Source organism: Pirellulales bacterium (genome assembly GCA_019636345.1).
Taxonomy (GTDB): domain Bacteria; phylum Planctomycetota; class Planctomycetia; order Pirellulales; family Lacipirellulaceae.
In genome coordinates, this window is record JAHBXQ010000003.1 from 729,755 (window position 1) to 749,573 (window position 19,819).

At 65.3% G+C, this 19,819-nt stretch carries 17 protein-coding genes; 13 read left to right on the forward strand and 4 right to left on the reverse strand.

All coding sequences use genetic code 11. The annotated features are described in order from the left end of the window. Positions 1–215: 215 nt before the first annotated feature. From KF688_10685 to KF688_10705, 5 genes are all read left to right on the forward strand, one after another. Entirely contained in the window at positions 216–3,080 is a 2,865-nt protein-coding gene (locus KF688_10685; protein ID MBX3426135.1) for an autotransporter-associated beta strand repeat-containing protein, read from the forward strand. Positions 3,081–3,160: 80 nt separating this feature from the next. Further along, a complete protein-coding gene (locus tag KF688_10690; GenBank protein ID MBX3426136.1) occupies positions 3,161–3,568 on the forward strand; it encodes a hypothetical protein in 408 nt (135 codons plus the stop codon). A 91-nt stretch (positions 3,569–3,659) separates the two neighbouring features. Next, complete coding sequence (locus KF688_10695; GenBank protein MBX3426137.1) at positions 3,660–3,872, forward strand: hypothetical protein; 213 nt, start codon at positions 3,660–3,662, stop codon at positions 3,870–3,872. Between the two features lie 55 nt (positions 3,873–3,927). Further along, entirely contained in the window at positions 3,928–5,199 is a 1,272-nt protein-coding gene (locus KF688_10700; GenBank protein MBX3426138.1) for a hypothetical protein, read from the forward strand. Positions 5,200–5,435: 236 nt separating this feature from the next. After that, entirely contained in the window at positions 5,436–6,197 is a 762-nt protein-coding gene (locus tag KF688_10705; GenBank protein ID MBX3426139.1) for an exosortase-associated EpsI family protein, read from the forward strand. Between the two features lie 33 nt (positions 6,198–6,230). Here the strand turns inward: KF688_10705 and KF688_10710 are convergent, their stop codons facing one another. Next, the gene (locus KF688_10710) at positions 6,231–7,229 is read right to left on the reverse strand and encodes a serine/threonine protein kinase (GenBank protein ID MBX3426140.1); all 999 of its coding nucleotides are present in this window, start codon (positions 7,227–7,229) and stop codon (positions 6,231–6,233) included. An 852-nt stretch (positions 7,230–8,081) separates the two neighbouring features. Here KF688_10710 and KF688_10715 point away from each other — a divergent pair. Beyond that, complete coding sequence (locus KF688_10715; GenBank protein MBX3426141.1) at positions 8,082–9,059, forward strand: glutamine synthetase beta-grasp domain-containing protein; 978 nt, start codon at positions 8,082–8,084, stop codon at positions 9,057–9,059. Positions 9,060–9,302: 243 nt separating this feature from the next. Next, entirely contained in the window at positions 9,303–10,715 is a 1,413-nt protein-coding gene (gene glnA, locus KF688_10720; protein ID MBX3426142.1) for a type I glutamate--ammonia ligase, read from the forward strand. Positions 10,716–10,795: 80 nt separating this feature from the next. Here the strand turns inward: glnA and KF688_10725 are convergent, their stop codons facing one another. The 3 genes from KF688_10725 to KF688_10735 all read right to left on the reverse strand — a co-directional run bounded on the left by KF688_10725 (position 10,796) and on the right by KF688_10735 (position 14,266). Next, entirely contained in the window at positions 10,796–11,176 is a 381-nt protein-coding gene (locus KF688_10725; GenBank protein ID MBX3426143.1) for a hypothetical protein, read from the reverse strand. A gap of 99 nt (positions 11,177–11,275) precedes the next feature. Further along, positions 11,276–12,337, reverse strand: coding sequence for a DUF1559 domain-containing protein (locus KF688_10730; protein MBX3426144.1), 1,062 nt, complete (start codon positions 12,335–12,337; stop codon positions 11,276–11,278). A 540-nt stretch (positions 12,338–12,877) separates the two neighbouring features. Further along, positions 12,878–14,266, reverse strand: a complete 1,389-nt coding sequence (locus tag KF688_10735) for a PQQ-binding-like beta-propeller repeat protein (GenBank protein MBX3426145.1) — start codon at positions 14,264–14,266, stop codon at positions 12,878–12,880. 343 nt (positions 14,267–14,609) lie between these two features. Between KF688_10735 and KF688_10740 the strand changes: the two genes are divergently transcribed. The 6 genes from KF688_10740 to KF688_10765 all read left to right on the forward strand — a co-directional run. Beyond that, positions 14,610–14,831, forward strand: coding sequence for a hypothetical protein (locus KF688_10740; protein ID MBX3426146.1), 222 nt, complete (start codon positions 14,610–14,612; stop codon positions 14,829–14,831). A gap of 381 nt (positions 14,832–15,212) precedes the next feature. Continuing rightward, a complete protein-coding gene (gene ilvB, locus KF688_10745; GenBank protein ID MBX3426147.1) occupies positions 15,213–16,991 on the forward strand; it encodes a biosynthetic-type acetolactate synthase large subunit in 1,779 nt (592 codons plus the stop codon). Positions 16,992–17,153: 162 nt separating this feature from the next. Next, entirely contained in the window at positions 17,154–18,458 is a 1,305-nt protein-coding gene (locus KF688_10750; protein ID MBX3426148.1) for a putative sulfate exporter family transporter, read from the forward strand. After that, positions 18,433–18,681, forward strand: coding sequence for a hypothetical protein (locus KF688_10755; protein ID MBX3426149.1), 249 nt, complete (start codon positions 18,433–18,435; stop codon positions 18,679–18,681). Before KF688_10750 ends, KF688_10755 begins: the two co-directional genes overlap by 26 nt. Positions 18,682–18,908: 227 nt before the next feature. Beyond that, entirely contained in the window at positions 18,909–19,145 is a 237-nt protein-coding gene (locus tag KF688_10760; GenBank protein ID MBX3426150.1) for a hypothetical protein, read from the forward strand. Positions 19,146–19,521: 376 nt separating this feature from the next. Beyond that, a partial coding sequence (locus tag KF688_10765; GenBank protein ID MBX3426151.1) for a hypothetical protein occupies positions 19,522–19,819 on the forward strand: 298 nt, incomplete at its 3' end.

Sequence of the window (19,819 nt, forward strand, 5' to 3'; positions counted from 1 at the left end):
AGGCCCGACACCAAGGCATGCGCACTCGCTTCGCGTTTTTGCGTAGCGGACGCGATTCGCGGTTGGCGCATGTCGCCGGTTTGTTGTCGACTTCCTCGTCGGCTACCTATACTGCAAGCAGAGGCCGCTTGCCTTCCGGTCGTCGCCGACGACCTCCCGCCGAGTTGCGCCGGCTTCTTGTGTGCGCCATCGCTTCGGAACGAAGAGGCAGTCCCTTGTCGCTTTCACGATTCGCTCATGCCTCTCGCGTTGCGCGTCCGCGCCGCGATCTGGCGAGGTTCGGCTGCTCGATCCTAGCCGTCGCCCTCCTTGGCGCCGTCGCGCCAGTTGCGCTCGCGCAGCGCATCACGGGGATCGACGTCTCGGCGTGGCAGGGGAACATCTCGCAGTCGGGATGGAACTCGGCCTACAACAGCAGCAACATGCGGTTTGCGTTCATTCGCTCGAGCCGCGGCGGGACGACCGGGTTCGATCGTCGGGCCGACGGGTTCACTCCCGGGAACAACTCCTACACGGGGTCGCAGCGGTACGACGATCCCTACTTCGGCCAGAACATCACCCGCGCCACGACGGCGGGGATGTTCGCCGGGCCGTACCACTTCGCTCGGCTCGACGTGGTGGCGGAGAAGACCAACTCCGACGGGTCGGTCGTCCAGGTTTCCAACACCGGCTCGGACGAGGCGAATCACTTCATCGAGATGGCCGGCGCGTGGATGCGCCCCGGGTACTTGGTTCCCGTGTACGACTTGGAAGCGGGACAAGGAGACCGAACGGCAAACGAGATCGCCCAGTTCTCGCTCGACTTCTCCAATCGCATCTACGAGGCCATGGGCATCCGGCCGGCAATGTACATCAACGGCAACTACTCGAGCATTCTCCAAAACGCCTCCGCGTCGCTGCGGAATCAACTGGCTCAGCCCGCGCAGTACACGCCCAGCGTCGTCGGTCCCGCCTTTCCTGTGCTGTGGGATGCGCGGTACGCGAACCAAAGCGACCCGGGTTCGATCCCCATCCAAACCGGCAGCCCCAAGACGACCCCGACGACGAACAACGCGTACTACGGTCCGTGGGACGACTACGGCGTGAGCGAGCCGTGGGACTTTTGGCAGTACGCCAGCACCGGCCCCGTGTCGGGCATCTCGAGCGCGATGGACGTCAACGTCGCCCGCGGCGACATTGAGTTCGTCAAGGACAAGCTCGTCCCCGCGGTGTGGATGAACGACTCCAGCGGCGACTGGAGCACGCTGGCCAACTGGAACAGCGGTCAGGCGGCGGTCGCGCCGATCGTCGCCCCCAACCAGAGCCCCGTGCAGGGAACGACCGTCTTGCCGACGCCTCGCTTGCCGGGCGCCGCCGGCAGCGGGCCGACCTCGGGGCAGCACGATACGGTGATCATCGAGCGCCCGAACGCAGCCGTCACGGTCACGGTTTCGACCGGGACGCACAACGTCCGCAAGCTCTACATGCGCGAGACGCTCGCCGTCACCGGCGGGACGCTCACGATCAACTACGACCCGAACTACGTCTCCGACACGGTCAACTTTCCGAGCGCCGCCCGCTCGGGGCCGATCTCAGCGCAGTTCTCGGGCCCCGCCTCGTTGGTCGGCTCCGGCAATTTGAACGTGAATACGTTGCAGATCGACGCGCAGCAGACCTTCACGGTCGGCAGTACGGGAACATTGTCGCTGGCGCGGCTGAACTTGATGCCCCATGCGTCCAACCCGGCTCGGCTGCTGCTGTCGGGCAACCTGAATTTCACTCCTCTTGCGGGCGCCGCGGCGGTCGTCGCCAACGGCAGCGGCGGCGGGCAGTCGGGTCGCGTCGATCTGGGGGGCGAGATGCGCACCTTCAACGTCGCCAACGGCGCCGCGGCCGTCGATTTGACGATCAGCGCCCCGGTGATCAACGGCGGCCTGACGAAGACTGGCGCCGGGACGCTCGCCCTGACCGGCGCCAACACGTACGCCGGCGACACCGCCGTCCACGCCGGCACGCTCCGGACGACCACGCCGTACCTCGCCAACAGCGCCGACGTGTACCTTACCAGCGGGGCGACGCTCGACTTGAACTTCGCGGGGACCGATCTCATTCGTTCGTTCTACATCGACGGCGCCCCGCAGGCTGCCGGGACGTGGGGAGGAATCGGTTCGGCGGCGCAGTTCACCACCCCGCTTATTACGGGAACGGGTTTGTTGAGCGTGACGACGGCTGCGGCGCCGCCGGTCCCGGGAATGGGGAACGTGCTGGACGACTTCGAGGTCGACGAAGGCCGCTTCGGCTGGGCTTACAACACGTCGCCGGCGTCGCAGACGTTCGGGCTGTCCCCTGCCACGACGATCGAGCGCGTCACCACCGAGGCCCACACGGGGGTCGGGTCGCAGGAGTTGAACTTCGTGTCGACAGGGGGCGCCTGGCAGATTCGGCACAATTCGGGCCTCGGCACGCCCGCCGATCCCAGCGGCAACGTGGCGCTCCCCGCGACGGGTCACATCGGCTTTTGGCTTAAAACCAACGATCCCGGCGTCACGGTGCGGATTGCGCTGGACGATCCCACGAGCGCTGATCGCGGGATCGTCAAGGACGTGATCGCCGACGGGCAGTGGCATCTTTACCAATGGAATCTCAACGACCCCGCGCAGTGGGAGGCCTGGGCCACCGGCGACGGCGTCATCACGGGGCCCACGCTCACCATCGACTCGATTTTCTTCGCCGGCACGGACAGCGCGGTCGTCTATCTGGACAACGTGTCGCACAACCCGCTGTCGCAGCTCGCCGGGCCGGCGGACGAGGACTTCAACGCCGACGGGGTGATCGACGGAGCCGATCTTTCGGCTTGGCAAGCCGGTTTCGGACTTTCCGGCACGGCCCGGCGCATCGACGGCGACGCGGACGTCGACCGCAACGTCGACGGGGCCGATTTCCTCGCTTGGCAGCGGGCCGCGTCGGCGGTCGAGGCTTCCCCCGCCGCCGGAAGCGTCCCCGAGCCGGGCGCCGCTGCCTTGGTTGTGCTGGTCGCCGCTTTCGCGGCGCTTTGCCAGGCGCGCAAATCCCGAGCGGCACAGCCGGATCGGTCGCTGTGAACGCGGGGATTCATTCGTTCCGGCCGCGATTCTAGAATGGACGGAGCGTTCCCCCGTCACTCCGTTCCTGGCCCCGGTTCATGGTTCCGCCGCTTGCCGCCGCTGCGACTTGGCCCAACGGCGCCGACTGGCCGGCGCTTGGGCTCTTCGGGGCGATCGCGTTGGGGCTGCCGGCGCTTGGGTACGTGTTTCTGGCGATCGACGTGCGGCGCTACCTGCGATCATTGCGGCGGGCGCTGGCGGTGATCGTCCAGGCCCCGACGACGGTTCCCTACTGGGTGCTCCGCGACCGGCCGCCGTGTTTGGAGACTTTCGGGGTCGACGCCCATTGCAGCGAGGAGCAGTTGTGGGCTGCATATCGCGAGCGGGTCAAAGACGCTCATCCCGACCGCGGCGGCGACCTGCAGCAGTTCTTGCGGATCCAGAAGCACTTCGAGCAATCCTTGCATCTGGTCCGCCAGCGCGCGGCGCGACGTCAGCGACGTTAGCGGCCAACGAGGTCAGGGTGTGCTACGATAATGTGCGATAACGTCGTCGCCGTTTTTTTCCGTCTCCCCTTTGCCGAACCCTCGAATTGAGATGGACGACGTTGCACAACGCCGCCGACTGTTAACGCTGACGATCGGGGCGGTCGCTGTTTGGGGGGCGGTGCTGGCGCTGGGGTCGTATTTGGGGATCGACTCGCAAACCCCGGACCGCGACGTCCGCCGTTTGGCCGTCATGGCCGGGTGTTCGGGGCTGTTCGTCGGCGCTTGGCTGCTGGCGTTGTGGCTCCGTTCGCGCCGGAAGTAGTGCGTCTGCCGTCCGCCGGTCGAGTCCTCTGTCCGTCGCCCGTTCGAGAATCGCCATGCCTGTCGTTCGTCGCGTCGTGGTCGTCGGCGGGCTCCTCGTCTTGGTCGCGCAGGGGCTGGTCTGCAGCCAACTGGCGTCGGCCGAGGCGCCGGCTGCGAAAGCCGAATCGGTCCCTTCCGGCGCCGGGCTCTATCCGTCGGCCATCCTGTACCACAAATTCCATCACGACGACGTCCCGGCGCAACTGCGACGCGTTGCGGAACTCGGTTTTCGCCGCGTGCAGTTGGTCGTCACGCTGCATGTCGAGATCGACGAACAGTTCCAAGTGCAGCGCTACTTCGTGCAGAGCGAGCGCCGGCACGTACAGCTCGACGAGAAGTCGCTGGCCGAGTTCCGCACGACGCTGCGGAAGGCGTTCGCCGAAGCGGCGCGACTGGGGCTCGGCGTCTCGGTCGCCGCCCATCTCAATTCCACGGGCAAGATCGACGAGTGGCGAAACCGCTTCCGGTTCGATCCGCTCGCCGAGTACGAGGGCTTCACGTATCGCGAGGCGCTGATCGAGCCGATCGTCGAGGCGGCCGCGGCGGAAATGCCCGCCGACGCGGTCGTCGACCTGTCGCTCTGCGGCGAGATGGGCCGCAGCGTGTTCGAGCACCCCGAGGCGTATCGCCAGATGATCGGCAAGATCCGCGACCGCGCCGGCGGTCCGCGGCGGCGATTAGGGGTGAGTCTGAATTTTGACAATCAAGCGAGCGAGGCCAATCCGTCGGCCGAGCAGATCGCGGCGCTCAACGCGCTGCTGGCGGAGAGCGATTTGCTGGGGATGTCGCAGTATCGGTGGTTCATGCTCCCCCCTGACGCGGGGGACTTTGCCGGCGCGGTCGAGCAGTTTTATGCGGGGCTCGACAAGCTCGGAGTGAAGGGGCATCGGACGTTGCCGCTCGTGTTCACCGAGGTCGGCCTCGGCGGCGGAGCCGGGGGCAATCGCCCGGCGACTCTTCCGCTGGCGGCCGCGCTGCGACCTTGGGAGGGAGTCGCCAACTCGTGGCAAAGCCCGTGGCTCGAACCGGGTATGCGAAAATTCCGCGTCGACTACCACCGGGCGCTGCTCGAATTCCTCGCGGCGCCCCCGCGCGAGGTCCCGATCGTCGAGGCGTTTCTGTGGTCGGAGCTCTCTTGGGACCCGCTCGACGTAATCGACCGCGGCTTTGCCGATGAAGACATCGCGAAGATGATCGGCGAGCACAACGAGCGGATCGAAACGGGCGCTCATGAGCGAGCCGCCGACGCGCCCGCGTCTCAGGTCCCTCTCGCCAAGCCGCACTAGCCACGGCATGGGCGAGGGGCGTCGCCTTCTCCCCGGTCCGATTGCGCCGGCTCCGCTGATTGTCCGGGACGACGGGTTGCGGCGGGCTTCGTCGGCGCCGTCCCCGCAGCCGGCGCCCGTTGACACCCCCGCGAGGGGCGCCTACCGTGAAACTAGCCCTCTTGCCCGCCGGCGTCGCGGCCGGCGCTCCGTTTCGAACACTGCCCCTTTTCGACCACCGTTTAGGTCCGCTCGTCATGATTCGTGCTTGGTTGCCGATTGGCTTCGCCGTCGCCCTGCTGTTGGGCTTGTCCGCCTGGGAAGCGGTTATCTCCGATCGCTTTCGCGGCTCCGGGATTTCCGCCGAGGTCGTCGCCGAGCGGTTCGCCAAGATTCCGATCGAGATTCCCGGCACCTCCTGGACCGGCGAAGACAAGGACGTCGACAAGGAAATCCTGCGCGTCGCGGGGGCCGTCAATCACATCAATCGCACTTACTTGAACGCCGACACGGGCGAGTCGGTCGATCTGTGGCTCATCTGCGGCCACGCTCGCGACGTCTGCCGGCACACCCCCAACATTTGCTACATCAGCCAGGGTTTTCGCCAGGTGAAGACCCAGCTCAAGCACGAGATCAAGGCCCCCGGCGAGAAGGCGGCGGAGTTCTACACCGCCGAGTTCAACTCCGAGGAGGGGGGCGCCCACCGCGTGCGAGTGTTCTGGTCGTGGAACGGCAACGAGCCCGAGCACGATACATGGGAAGCGCCCGATCCGAACCCGCGCCGCTCCTACGGCAACAACGACGCGCTTTACAAGCTGTACTTCACGGCCCGCGTGACTCCGGACGAGGTCGACGCGAACGACAACGTCGCGGTCGCTTTCGCCAAGGTTATGCTGCCGGAGATCAACGCGGCGCTCTTCCCGGCCAGTGATTCGTCGTCGCTCGACGTCGCCGACGAACCGGACGCTGACGCTGCGGAAGCGGACGAAGATCAGGCCGCCGTGAACGACGACGAGTAAGGTCGCGGCGAAGCCGCTCCGGACGTCGCCGGATCACCGCCCGGCGAGGATTGCGGCCAGAACGATCGCCGCAACGACCGCTGCGGCCAGGGCGATGCGCAGCGGCGAGGGCCCGGTCTGAAGGTCCTCGAGCGGCGGCAAGTCCTGGGTAAGTTGCGCCAGATCGTCGCCGAACTCGTCGGTGAGATGATCTTTGATGGCGCCCTGCACGGATCGGGCGTTGAACGGCCGTCGCTCGGGGTCCTTTTCCAAGAGCTGCATCACGAGCTGCTCGAGCCATCCCGGGCACTCGATTCCCTGGGCCCGGATCCCCGCGGGCTCGCGGTGCAAGTGCTGGTCCCAGATCTGCGCGAAGTTGGCCCCCACGAACGGTGGCTTGCCGACGAGCATCTCGTAGACGACGCACCCTAGCGAGTACAGGTCCGCTTTGCCCGTGATCGAGGCGTCGGCGCAGATCTGCTCGGGGGACATGTAGGCGTAGGTTCCCACCGTGATGCCGTCGGCCGTGATGTCGGCGTCGTGCGTGTCGCGGGCAATTCCGAAGTCGCCCAAGATCAGTCGTCCGTCGGCGCCGAAGAACAGATTGCTCGGTTTGAGATCGCGGTGAATGATGCCGTGGTTGTGAGCGTGCTGCAGCGCCGAGGCGATCTGCGCCGCAAACGCCGCGGCCTGGGGCCACTTCAGCGGACCGTATTGTTGCAAGCGGTCTTTGAGCGATCCGTGGTCGAGCAGTTCCATCGCATAGAAGAACTGCCCGTCCATGATTCCCCCGCCGTAATGGCGGACGATATGGGGATGCTTCAGCCGTTCCATGATCTGGATTTCGCGCTGGAAGCGGTCGACGATGTTCTGGTCGTGCGAGATCGACGGGTGGAGCAGTTTGATCGCCACCGGGTGGTCGAAATCGGGGCTCTCGGCCTTGTAGACGGCCCCCACCGTCCCGTTGCCCAACGGCTCGCGGAGCTGGAACGTCGCCTTGGTCGGGAGGAACTTCAACCGACGCGGTTCAGGTTGGGGCAGGGGAAGGGCCATCAATGAGCAGTGGCAGCGAAGAGGGGGGCGAAGTCGGCCGGTCGAGGACAGAGGTGCGGGGAGAGCGTCATTCTTGAGTGCGGCGGCGGTCGCGACGACCCGGGGCAGTGCCGAACTTGCCGGCATCGCCTGCCTCCCCCGCGGGCATCGGCGCCCGTTGCCAGGAACCGCAAACCCGTCTCGCCGGGACCTTAGTGATTATCGCGCAAACGGTTACAGCGGGCCATCCCGAATCGGCGCGAATTGGCGCCGTTGTTGCACCCGTCCATTGCGGCTCGCGTACGCGCCGGCCGTGATGCCTCAGGCGGAGCATCCTTCTTCCAACCGACCTCCCCCCGGCGGCCTGCCGCAAGCAGGCGGTGCGGGCGGTTGTTCGGCAGCGGGGAGCTGCGTGCCTGTGGTTCCCCGATTCCCCCCGCGACTCTCCCGACGGGCTCGTGTGTGCGCCCGGGGCGATGCGGCTTGTTTGCAGGAGGACTCATCCCCGTTTCGAGTACCCGAACCCCCGGCGCGGACCGATTTTGGCCCCGGAGACGCTCCCCCCGCTAGGCGATCGGCACAGGCGACTCTACGATGTGGAATCGCCCGCGCTCGGTCCCAGGGCGCGGGCCGCGCGGTCCTGCCCGGCGAACGCTCCGGTTCGCCCTACGCCGGTTCCTCGACACCCGCCGACGACGGCCCGCGGAGTTTCTCTCCGCGTGACCGCTCCCACGGGCGATTACATATTTCCGCGTTGCCGTCGCCGGGCGATCGACCCGTCGCCGACCACCGCGACAATTGGGCACGGATGCATGGTCCCCCAAGTCTCCGCTCATTGAATTTCAGGAGCATCGCAAGAACATGGCTTACAAACTGGAATACCTCTGGCTCGACGGTTACACCCCCGAGCCGAACCTGCGCAGCAAGACCAAGGTCGTCGACAGCGAGCCGAAAAAGCCCGAAGACTGCCCGATGTGGTCGTTCGACGGCTCCAGCACGCAGCAGGCCGAAGGGCACTCGTCGGACTGCCTGCTGAAGCCGGTCCGCATCGTCAAGGATCCGGAGCGCAAGAACGCCTCGATCGTGATGTGCGAGGTCTTGTCGGCCGACGGATCGATCCACCCCTCGAACATCCGCGGTTCGTTCGAGGACGACGACGATTTGTGGCTGGGCTTCGAGCAGGAATACACCCTGATGCTCGACGGTCGGCCGTTGGGCTTCCCCAAGGACGGTTACCCGGGGCCGCAGGGGCCGTACTACTGCTCGGTCGGCACCAAGAACTGCGTCGGTCGCGATCTGGTCGAGGAGCATCTCGACGCCTGTCTCGAAGCGGGCCTGTCGGTCACCGGCATCAACGCCGAAGTGATGAAGGGGCAGTGGGAATATCAACTGTTCGGCAAAGGCGCCAAAAAAGCCTGCGACGACGCCTGGATCGCCCGCTATCTGCTCCAGCGCAGTGCCGAGAAGTACGGGATTTTCGTCGAGTTCCATCCGAAGCCGGTCAAGGGCGACTGGAACGGCAGCGGCATGCACACCAACTTCTCCACGACCGAGATTCGCGAGAAGGGGGGCGAGGATCTGATCAAGGGCATCTGCGAAAAGTTCCGCGCCAATCACGAGGCCCACATCGCGAACTACGGTTCCGACAACAACCAGCGTCTGACCGGCCTGCACGAAACGCAGTCGATCGAAAAGTTCAGCTACGGCGTCAGCGATCGCGGCTCGTCGATCCGGATCCCGATCGGCACCGCCCAGAACGGCTGGAAGGGTTACTTGGAGGATCGCCGCCCCGCGTCGAACGCCGACCCCTACAAGGTTACGTCGCGAATCCTGGCGACTCTGCGCTCGTAGTTTCCTTGCCGGCGACCAGCGGGGCGTCCGCCCCCCGCTCGCCAGGGCTTGGAACGCTTGCATGAGCGCGCCAACTGTTGAAATCCTCGCCGACCCCGCTTCGTCCTTGTGGCGAAGCGGGGTTTTCTGTTGTATCAAGGTAGCTGACGACCGTCGGCCGACCGCAGCGACTCGCGTTCGTCCGATCGCTGGTCGCGATCAGCCGGCTTTCTCCTCGTCCATCGCGCAAAGGATCTTCCTCGCATGACTCCCCAAGACGTTCTCGCCTTGTGCCGCGAGCGCGGCGTGAAGGCCGTTGATTTGCGCTTCATGGACTTTCCCGGGTTGTGGCAGCACTTCACAATTCCCGTCGCGAAGCTCGACGAAGAGGTGTTCGAGGACGGCCTGGGTTTCGACGGCTCAAGCATCCGCGGCTGGCAGGCGATCAACGAGAGCGACATGCTGCTGGTCCCGCAGCCCGACACGGCCGTCATCGACCCGTTCTGCGAACTGCCGACGGTCTCGATGATCTGCAACATCCAGGACCCGATCACGCGCGAGGACTACACCCGCGACCCGCGAAACGTCGCCCGCAAGGCGGTCAACTACCTGAAAAGCACCGGCGTGGCCGACACGTGTTACATCGGGCCCGAGGCCGAGTTCTTCGTCTTTGACGACGTCCGGTTCGATCAGACCCCGAACAGCGGGTATTTCTTCCTCGACAGCGTCGAGGGGCAGTGGAATCGCGGTCGCGACGAGCGTCCCAACTTGGGCTACAAGATTCGGCACAAGGAGGGGTACTTCCCCGTACCCCCGGCCGATCAGCTCATGAATTTGCGCAACGAAATGATGCAGACGATGATCGACTGCGGCATGGACGTCGAGGCGCAGCATCACGAGGTGGCCACCGCCGGCCAAAGCGAGATCGATCTGCGGTTCAACGAGTTGGTGACCATGGCCGACCAGATGTGCATGTACAAGTACATCGTCAAGAACGTCGCTAGGCGGCACGGCAAGACCGTCACCTTCATGCCCAAGCCGCTGTTCAGCGACAACGGATCGGGGATGCATACCCACATCTCGTTGTGGAAGGGAGACGACCCGCTGTTCGCCGGCAACGGCTATGCGGGTCTCAGCGACGAGGCGATCTACGCCATCGGCGGCATCCTGGCCCACGCTCCGGCGATCCTCGCCTTCAGCAACCCGACGACCAACAGCTACAAGCGGCTGGTCCCGGGGTTCGAGGCGCCGGTGAACTTGGCCTATTCGCAGCGCAACCGTTCGGCCGCGTGCCGAATTCCGATGTACAGTCCCAGTCCCAAGGCGAAGCGGATCGAGTTCCGTTGCCCCGACCCGAGCAGCAATCCGTACCTCGCGTTCTCGGCGCTGTTGATGGCGGTGATCGACGGGATTCAAAACAAGATCCATCCGGGCGATCCGCTCGACAAAGACATTTACGACCTCGAACCGGAGGAACTGGCCAAGGTTCCCACGACGCCGGCGTCGCTCGGCGAAGCGCTCGACGCACTGGCCAAGGACCACGAGTTCCTGCTTCGCGGCGACGTCTTCACGCAGGACGTGATCAACACGTGGATCTGGTACAAGAAGACCAATGAAGTGACGGCGTTGGCCCTGCGGCCCCATCCGTATGAGTTCTGCTTGTATTACGACATGTGAGCAGACAAGAGGTCGGCGATCAGGGGCGGAGGTCGGCGAGCGAGTTCGGCAAGTTCCGCGCCGACGCGGCGCCATCGTCGTCACGCTCCGCGTGCCGCGAGGGTCAGCGCCCCCCCCAGCAGGATGACGCCGATGCCGGTCCACTTCAGATAGGCGACGGTCGTCTTGGGCGACTCGCTGGCCTTGTGGAATTGGTTGTAGAGCGCCGTATACTCGGCGGAGACCTTGTCGTACTGCTCCTGCAACTCCGCGGCGCTTTGTCCCGAGTGCATGCTGGGTCGCTGGCTCGCCTTGAGCAGTTGCAGCTTGAGTTCCGTCGCTTGATTTCCAAGCTGCGTGAGTTGGGCGCTCTTGTCCTTGGTCCAGACCCGACTTGCCGGGAACAGGACGTTCCACAGCAGACTGCAGACTAACAGCAAGACGCCTGCGACGACCGTCGCGAGAGGCAATGCGCTTTTCATGCTAGCGATCGCTCGGGAATTGCGGTTTGAGAGAGTCGCGGCTCGGTCGGCGCTCGGCGGGCAACGCGGTTTCGGCGGCGACTGAACGGCCGATTCACGCTATTCAGCCAGGACTTGGCCGTCATTGCTGCAGACGAGTCGACCGAAGAACACCACGTCGACGTTGTCGTTGACCCAGCGTACGCTGCCGTCGACGTGCGCCCCGTTGACGCCCCCCGGATGTTGGCTGCGCGGTGCGGCGGACGTATCGTCGCGGACGCGGCACGGCATTCCCAAGAGGTCGGCGTCCTCCGGGTTGTTGCAGTTTCGCAGGTTGTCCTTGGCGCCTTCCGGCAAGGCCGGAACCGGGGCGTTGGGGAGCAAGGCGTACGACGCGTGTATGTTCGTGGGCGAATAGGAGGGACGCGTCGCCGCCGCGATCCCGCAAATGCGCACCAGCGACGCTCCCGCCCCGTGGACGTCGGCGCCCAGGATGCTCGTGCCGGTCCAGGCGATCGCCCACGCCCCCCGCTCGTCGGAGGGCTCGTCCCGCGTGCGGACCTCGGTGAGCATGAGGACCTGCGAGGTCCCGTCGCTGATGCGAGACAATGGCTGCGGAACGTTGAGCAGCGAACCGGGCGCCTGGAGCTGGCACTCGATGTGTTCGGCGCTGGCGTAAGCCACGTAGTTGCCCTTGCCGAACAAGCGGTTGCCGTTGTAGTTGATCCGGGCCCCGCCGCCGTACAGCCGGCCTTGGGCGTTGTCCGAGGGGCACAACAGCAGGGCCGGCTGCGCCGCTTCCGGGGTCGGAACCTGGCTGATGTTCTCCGCGATGTACGTCGTGAACGACTTCTTGAGATCGAACTGATCGTAGAGCGACGAGGATTCCATATACGGCAGCACGCGGACGATCCAGCTCAGTTGCGAGCCGGTGTACAACTGCACGCGGTCGCCGGTGGCGTCGAGGTTGGCGTCGCTCGACTGCGGCAGGGCTTTCTTCGCGGATTCGAAGTTCAGCACCGCGATCGCCAAGTTGTGCAGGGCGTTCATGCATTGCGCCCGCCGGGCCGCTTCGCGGGCCGCCTGCACGGCCGGCAACAGCAGCGCAACCAAAACGCCGATGATCGCAATGACCACCAGCAATTCCACCAAGGTGAAACCCGGGCGACGTTTCGGGCGCACGGCCTCTGCACGCTTTAAGCCGTTGACAAACGCGCAGCGAGAACGGTAGCGCAGCATCGAATTCTCTCCCGTCGAAACCAGCCGCCTCAACCAGATCACCGACACGGCCGATTCTAATGAGTTCCGAGGTCGGCTCCAAACTTGGTTGGCGAGCAAAGCGCGAGATTGCGGAAGAAAGTCGCGGACGAATCTCGCACCCGCGCAGCGCGTTCGCGCCGGTGCGAAGTCCGTGCTCCGAAGGAAGCGTTGCAGCCGCTCGCGGCGCTCTTCACGTCAAGAAGCCGGCAGCGCGAGGCGCCGCCGCGCTGGCGGTGACGCCAGTCGCACTGTCAGGGAGCGTGGCTGGGGTCGTAGCACCGCGATGCCCCCCTGGAAATTGACTGTGCTTAGGCTTTGCCCCAATCGAGGAACTGAGCGGCGATGACCGCGGGCGAAGCGAAACCGATCGAGAGCACTTCAAGGGATCCGGGCCCTTGCGCCCGCGGCTCGATTTCACGGCTTGGAACAAAGCCACGTTGCGGCGCCACGTTGCGGCCAAGTCTAGCGCAGCGTCTCGGCGGCGGGTTTGCCGGCGGTCTCTTGCTTGTTCGCGATGCAGTACAGACGTTTGCTCGAGCGGATGAAGAGTTGCCCGTCGCTCACGGCGGGGGTGCTGCTCCAGTCCTCCTCGTCGTCGTCGCTCAGGCGGTTCACGGCAAGCTGTTCGAACTTGTCTCCCAGCGCCACGACGAAGATGTCGCCTCGTCGGGCGGGAAAGTAGATCTTGCCGTCGGCCACGACAGGCGAGGCGTAATCGCCGCTGCGAAATGCGCCGCCGCGTCCTCCGCCTCCGCCGAAGCCCCCGCCGCCGGGCCCCCCGGCAGGGGCGACCGCTCCCGAGCCGTTCATCCGCGCCTGGTACGTTTTATTGCCGTTGGCCGCGTCAACGCAGTAAGCGATTCCCCGGCCGAAATAATAGATGCGATCATCCACTTTGACGGGGGTGATGATCCGGTTGCTCTGCTGGCTGCGCCAGACGACGGCCGAGTCGCTCACGTCCCCTTCGCCGCCGACCTTGACGGCCACGGCGCCTCCTTCGCGACCGTCGATGCCGTATACGACGCCGTCGCCGGGCACGAGGCTCGCGCAGAACGAATTGCTGTCGATCCCCTTGGCGTGCCACCGCAGCTTGCCGGTGTCGGGGTTGAAGCTCCAGATTTCGTACGGCACGCCGATCACCAAGTCGGTCCGCTGGTCGTCGACCTTCATCAGTACGGGAGTGCCCCAGGTGCCCGAGAAGCCGCTCGCCTCCTGCCGCCACAATTCCTCGCCGGTCGTCTTGTCGAATCCGATCATCGCCTCGCTCTCAGCCGCGGCGGTGACGATCAGGACGTTGTTATGCAAGATCGGGCTCGAGGCGGTTCCCCAATCTCGCGGGTCCGATTCGGTTCCGCACGACTTCGTCCACAACTGCTCGCCGTTCATGTCGAACGCTACGACGCCGGTCTTGCCGAAGTAGCAGTAGATGCGCTCGCCGTCGCTCACCGGGGTGTGCGAAGCGTACCCGTGCTCGGCGAACATGCCGCCGTAGTTGTCTTCGGGCAGAAAGGGGTCGATCGACTTGTTCCAGATCACCTCGCCCGTGCGACGATTGACGCAGACCAAGTGGCGCTTCAGATTCGCCTGATCGCCGGGGTTGTCGCGGCTCAGGCCGTACCCGCTCCAGCAGGTGACGAACACGCGCTCGCCGACGACGATCGGGCAACTCGAACCGGGGCCCGGCAGTTCGATTTGCCAGGCAAGATTCTTATCCGGGCCGAACTCCGTAGGCAGGGGCGCCGCGTCGGGGCAGATTCCCGAGCCATTGGGTCCGCGGAACCGCAGCCAATCCGAGGCCGTGGCGCTGGCCGAGCACGTGATCCCCAGCGTCATGAATGCGATGGTCGACACGAACAATCGGCAGACTCGACGGGATGCAATCATCGCAACCTCGGTGACGATCAGTGAAAGGAGGCGAGCGCCGGCGCAGCGGTCGACGCTCAGGCAAGACGGCGGCAGGGGGCTCATTGTCGACCAACCCCGGGGCCAAGGGCAAGGTTTTGCGTCCGGCGTACGGTGCGAGTCGATACAATCCGCAGCCCCGGCGCCAGGCGACCGCGTCGTCGGCAAATTTGCGCCGACGCCCGGCGAACGGCTGCACCGCTTGATCTGCCGTGGTCGATGACAGCATGGGTCGCTCCGCGAAAGAGCGCGACCGCGCGAGTTGCCTCCCCCGTTTGGAGATTGACACGTCATGTGGCGATCGCTGTTCTTGGCGTTGGGGGTGTCGACGGCCATCCTGGGGGTCGAAGCGCTGGCCATCGAGAAGGCGGTGCTCAAGAAGCCCGAGAAAGCCCCCGCCTCGGCTCCCGTGAAAGAGGTCAACCCGCCCGATTGGGCCCCCTGGAGCCTCATGGCGGCCGGAGCGGTGGTGATCCTCTACTCGTTCACGATTCCGCGGCGGGTGAACGCCTGATTGCCCAGGGGCCGGTCTCGCCCCGGGATCGCAGGGACCCTTTCTGGACGTCGCTGCTGATTCCCCCAAGCAGGGCGGACCTTTCAGAGGATTCGCCCGCTTGTCGGTGCGAAAACACGGGATGCGGAACCCGTTCTCGGACGAGCCGGCATCCGCACAGATTGTCCGTTTCGCCCCGTTCGACCTCCCGGGGAAACGCTTGTTCCCGAGCCATAAGTGGCTTACCATAAAGAGGTTTACGACGCCCGTGTCCCGCGGTTGAACCCGCAGGCCGGCGCAGGGGTCCCTCCCTGCTGACGACCGCGCAGCGCGACTGCCGGACTCCTGCCGCGTGGCGCGCGGCGAACGATTCTCCGCGACAGACATTACCGAGGTGCAAGAGTGGCGACGATCGACAAAGTGCGTACCAAGGGCGAGCTCACTTCCGGGTCCGACATCCTGGTGCAATCGCTGGTGAATCTGGGGATCGACACGATCTTCGCCTACCCCGGCGGGTGCAGCATGCCGTTGCATCAGGCCCTCACGCGGTTCGGAGACCAGTTGCGCACAATCTTGCCGCGTCACGAGCAAGGGGGCGCTTTCGCCGCCCAGGGCTACGCCCGCTGTACAGGGCGCGTCGGTGCGTGCATGGCCACCAGCGGTCCCGGGGCCACGAACCTGGTGACCGCCATTGCCGACGCCAAGCTCGACAGCGTCCCCCTGATCGCCATCACCGGGCAGGTCCCGACCAGCGTCATCGGCAGCGATGCGTTCCAAGAAACCCCGATCGTCGAGGTCTGCCGCGGCATCACCAAGCACCACTATCTGGTGACCGACGTCAACGACGTGGCCCGCGTGATGCGCGAGGCGTACCTCGTGGCCACGACCGGTCGCCCCGGTCCGGTGCTGGTGGACATGCCCAAGAACGTGCAGCTTGCCAGTTGCATTCCCGATTACGACGCTCCGCTCAATCTGCCGGGGTATTCATTCGATCCGCCGCTCGCTCGGCCGGAGCAGATCAATCAGATCGCCGCGGCGATCAAACTCGCTCGCCGGCCGATCATCTACGCCGGCGGGGGGATCGTCACCGCCGAAGCGGCCGACGAGCTGCGCACGCTCGTCCGCAAGACCGGCATTCCGATCACCACGACCGTCATGGGATTGGGGACCTTTCCCTCGTCCGACCCGCTGTCGCTCGACATGCTGGGAATGCACGGCAGCGTCTACGCCAACTACGCCGTGGACGAGGCCGACCTGCTGATCGCCCTGGGCGTGCGGTTCGACGACCGCGTCACCGGCAAAGTCGAGGAGTTCTGCAAGCACGGCAAGATCATCCACGTCGACATCGACGCCTCGGAGCTCAACAAGAACAAGCCGGCTCACATCCCGGTCTGCAGCGACGTGAAGTTCGCGCTGCGCGAGCTCAACCAGATCGTCGAGCCTCCCGAGGACATGGCCCCGTGGGTCGCCAAGTGCAAGAAGTGGAAGGCCGACGAGCCGTTCAAGTACGACGAGAGCTATCCCGGCATCCTGCAGCAGCACGCGATCCGCACGCTGTGGGAGATGACCCGCGAACTCGACCCGGTGATCGCCGTGGGAGTGGGCCAGCACCAGATGTGGGCCGCCCAGTTCTACAAGTTCGAGGAGCCGCGGCGCTGGCTCTGTTCCAGCGGGTTGGGGACCATGGGCTTCGGACTCCCCGCCGCAATGGGCGCCCAGGCGGCGTACCCCGATCGGCTCTGCATCGACATTGACGGCGACGGCAGCTTCCTGATGAACGTCCAGGAACTGGCCACCTGCGTCTGCGAAAAGCTGCCCGTGAAGGTGCTGCTGCTCAACAATCAGCACCTGGGGATGGTCGTCCAGTGGGAGGACCGCTTCATGCAGGGCAACCGCGCCCACACGTACCTCGGCCCCATCGACAACCCCGAGTGGAGCGGCCAAGGGGACGGCATCGGCTCGACGGATCCGAGCGAGCGCTATCCGAACTTCGTCGGCATCGCCAAGGGTTTCGGCTGCGGCGCCAGGTACGTCGACAAGAAGGCGGACCTCCCGGCCGCAATCGAGGAGATGCTCGCCCATGACGGCCCGTACGTCCTCGACGTCGCGGCCCCGTATCAAGAGCACGTGCTGCCCATGATCCCCGGCGGCTGTACGGTGCGGGATATGATCAAGGAATGAGTTGAGAAGGCGTCCAGCAGACGGGAGTCGTTCTTGCTCGCGCTGACGTGCATGAGCAAGCTCGCTTTTTCTTGAGCATCGGTCGGACACGAAGCGCCGGCCGGCTTCGGTTTCTGGGGCGGGTCGGGATCTCGCTCCGGGCAACCGCACTTCTGGCAATCCATGGAACAGCGGAGAACCTTCAGCGACGATCTTCAAGCGATCGCCGTCGCGGGGACGCTGCTCGCCCTGGCGGTCGCGGCCGAGGGCGCGGGCTTCGGCCCGACGTTGCGCGGTTGGCTGCAAAATCCCAAGGGCTGGAGCCAAAGTCCCGCGGAGAGTCTGCAGGGCGTCTCGGGGGGGCTCGTGGTCGCGGCCGCGGCGCTGCTGGCGGGGCTCTGCGTCGTCACCCCGGGGCGAATTCGTCTCGCGCTTGCCTTCGTCCCCGTCTTTGCTCTGGCCGTTGTCGCCGTCGTGCTTTCCAAGCAGGCCGTCGTCAGATACTACGGATTGGAGTACGCCGTCTGGGCCCTGCTGCTTGGGGGCCTTCTGAGCAATCTTTGCGGCGTCCCCCACAGTTGGCGTCCGGCGGTGCGGACCGAATTGTATCTGAAGTCCGGGCTGATCCTGTTGGGGGCCGAGGTCCTGCTTCAGAACCTGCTCGCTTTGGGACTGCCCGGGATCTGCATCTCGTGGCTCGTGACGCCGATCGTGCTGGTGACGACCTTCTGGTTCGGGCAGCGCGTGCTGCGGATCGAATCGCCGTCGCTCAACATGGTCATCTCCGCCGACATGTCCGTGTGCGGCGTGTCGGCGGCGATCGCCACGGCGGCGGCTTGCCGCGCCAAACGCGAGGAACTGTCGGTCGCAATCGGCCTGTCGCTCGCCTTCACCGCGGCAATGATGGTCGCGATGCCCCCCGTCGTGAGATTGCTCGGCCTGGGGCCCGTCGTCGGCGGGGCCTGGATCGGCGGGACGATCGACTCGACCGGCGCCGTCGGAGTCGCGGGGGCGATGCTGGGGGATCAAGCCCTGCTGGTCGCGACGACCGTCAAGATGATCCAAAACGTGCTGATCGGGATCGTGGCCTTTGGCGTGGCGACCTACTGGGTCGCCTTCGTCGAGCGACAAGGCGGTGCGAAACCCGACGCTCGTGAAATCTGGAGAAGGATGCCTAAGTTCGTCCTAGGATTCCTGGCCGTCTCGGCCGCGTTCACCGCCGGTTCGTTGTCCTCGCCCGCCGGAGAGGAACTGGTTGCAGGCGCCACCGGCGCGACCGCCGTTCTCCGCGGTTGGTTCTTTGCCTTGGCGTTCGTGTCGATCGGGCTCGAGACGAACGTCTCCGTATTGCGACGCCAACTCGCCGGGGGCAAGGCCCTGGCGCTGTACGTGACGGGGCAAGGGCTGAATCTGGCGCTGACCCTGGCCGTCGCCTACGCCGCGTTCACCTGGTGGTTTCCCAATGCCGCGCAAACCCTGGACAAGTAACCGCACGGTTGCCGCAGTCGGCGTCTTGGCGCTTGCGCTCGTTTGGGGCGCGGCGTTGCCGCGCATCGCGACTCGCTGCGGTTACGCCCGCGCGATCGACGACCTCGTCGGCGTCGGCGTGGAGCCCAACGCCATGTACTACACCGAGCACCCCGGGGCCGCAACGTGGCGCCGCGAACTGTTGCGCGTCGCGACTGCCGCGTCTGACTCAAGCGGCGGCTAGCCCAATTGCCCTGCCTTAGTCGGACCGCGGCGTCAGGACGGGACAGGTCGCGGCTGACGTGAAATCGAACGAGACTACGGCTAGCCGCAGTGGCTGAATCGTTTCGACATTGATGAGGCCGTCGTGACGATCGACACGGCCGGCTGTCAGAAGGCGATCGCCGTCTCCGATCGTGCCGCAGGGAGGCGACGACGTCCTCATATTCCAGGGGGATCGCGGCCTACTTGTTGCCGACGACCGCCCCGGACGGGCTCCACGGCCGTTCCGGCGGGCAAGGACTCAAGACGAGCGGCGCCGTCGTTCTCGTCCGCGAAGAAAGCGGCTTCGATTCGCCCGGCGCTGCGGAAATAGGCAATATCGCTATCTCTCCGAAGCGGCCGCTCGGCCTGCCAATTGCCCAGGAAATTCGGCAAAGCAACCAAAAAGCCTGCGAGATTCGGCGATTCACCGCTAAATCCTGCTGAAGGGCGAGACAAGCTGAGAATTCCAGGCCTGCGGGGCAGCAGGTCCTGGGCTGTGTCGCAGTGCGTACAACCGTACGGATTTCGCCCTTTGCGACGCTCGCAAGGCGTTACTTCCCCGTCCAGAGCCTCCTCTGGGGAGGTCTGCTCCTCTGTCGTTTGGCGGCTGGCGTGCCGCCGGAACTGTGCCGACGGTGAGTTGAATCTCCTCAGATAGTCTTGGTCTAAGGGATTGCTGGTCGCGCAATGCCTCCAGTGGCGCCGTCGGGGATGTTTGCGTTGTCGAGCCAACGTAGCTGCACTTTTGGTTGGGTCTCGTCTTCGGCGTTTCTGCGCTGCTGTTGTCTGCAAGATTTGCACCTTTTCTGGAGTCGTTCTCATGAAGAAAAAGATCTGCTTGGTCAGGACGGTCCTGACGCTCGGTTTCCTGTGTTTTTCGGGCGTGGCTTCGGCCGCGTTGATTACGTCCTTTGAAACCGGCGATTTCGACGGTTGGAGCGCGGGAACGCCGTTTGGTTCGCCCACCGTGGTGAACTCGAATCGCGCTTCCGATGGCGTGTTCAGCACCGAGAGCGTGTTTACGGTTCCTGGCGGCCCTGCCGACGAAGGCGGCTACGGCGGCTGGGGCAAGCACACGTTGATTTCCAGGGGCACCGCCGACATCGGAATCACGAGCA

Excerpts from the sequence above, each read along its gene's own strand:
- KF688_10690 (MBX3426136.1), top strand. The coding sequence starts at position 3,161 with ATGGTTCCGCCGCTTGCCGCCGCTGCGACTTGGCCCAACGGCGCCGAC.
- KF688_10695 (MBX3426137.1), top strand. The coding sequence starts at position 3,660 with ATGGACGACGTTGCACAACGCCGCCGACTGTTAACGCTGACGATCGGG.
- KF688_10700 (MBX3426138.1), top strand. The coding sequence starts at position 3,928 with ATGCCTGTCGTTCGTCGCGTCGTGGTCGTCGGCGGGCTCCTCGTCTTG.
- KF688_10705 (MBX3426139.1), top strand. The coding sequence starts at position 5,436 with ATGATTCGTGCTTGGTTGCCGATTGGCTTCGCCGTCGCCCTGCTGTTG.
- KF688_10710 (MBX3426140.1), bottom strand. The coding sequence starts at position 7,229 with ATGGCCCTTCCCCTGCCCCAACCTGAACCGCGTCGGTTGAAGTTCCTC.
- glnA (MBX3426142.1), top strand. The coding sequence starts at position 9,303 with ATGACTCCCCAAGACGTTCTCGCCTTGTGCCGCGAGCGCGGCGTGAAG.
- KF688_10725 (MBX3426143.1), bottom strand. The coding sequence starts at position 11,176 with ATGAAAAGCGCATTGCCTCTCGCGACGGTCGTCGCAGGCGTCTTGCTG.
- KF688_10740 (MBX3426146.1), top strand. The coding sequence starts at position 14,610 with ATGTGGCGATCGCTGTTCTTGGCGTTGGGGGTGTCGACGGCCATCCTG.
- KF688_10750 (MBX3426148.1), top strand. The coding sequence starts at position 17,154 with ATGGAACAGCGGAGAACCTTCAGCGACGATCTTCAAGCGATCGCCGTC.
- KF688_10755 (MBX3426149.1), top strand. The coding sequence starts at position 18,433 with ATGCCGCGCAAACCCTGGACAAGTAACCGCACGGTTGCCGCAGTCGGC.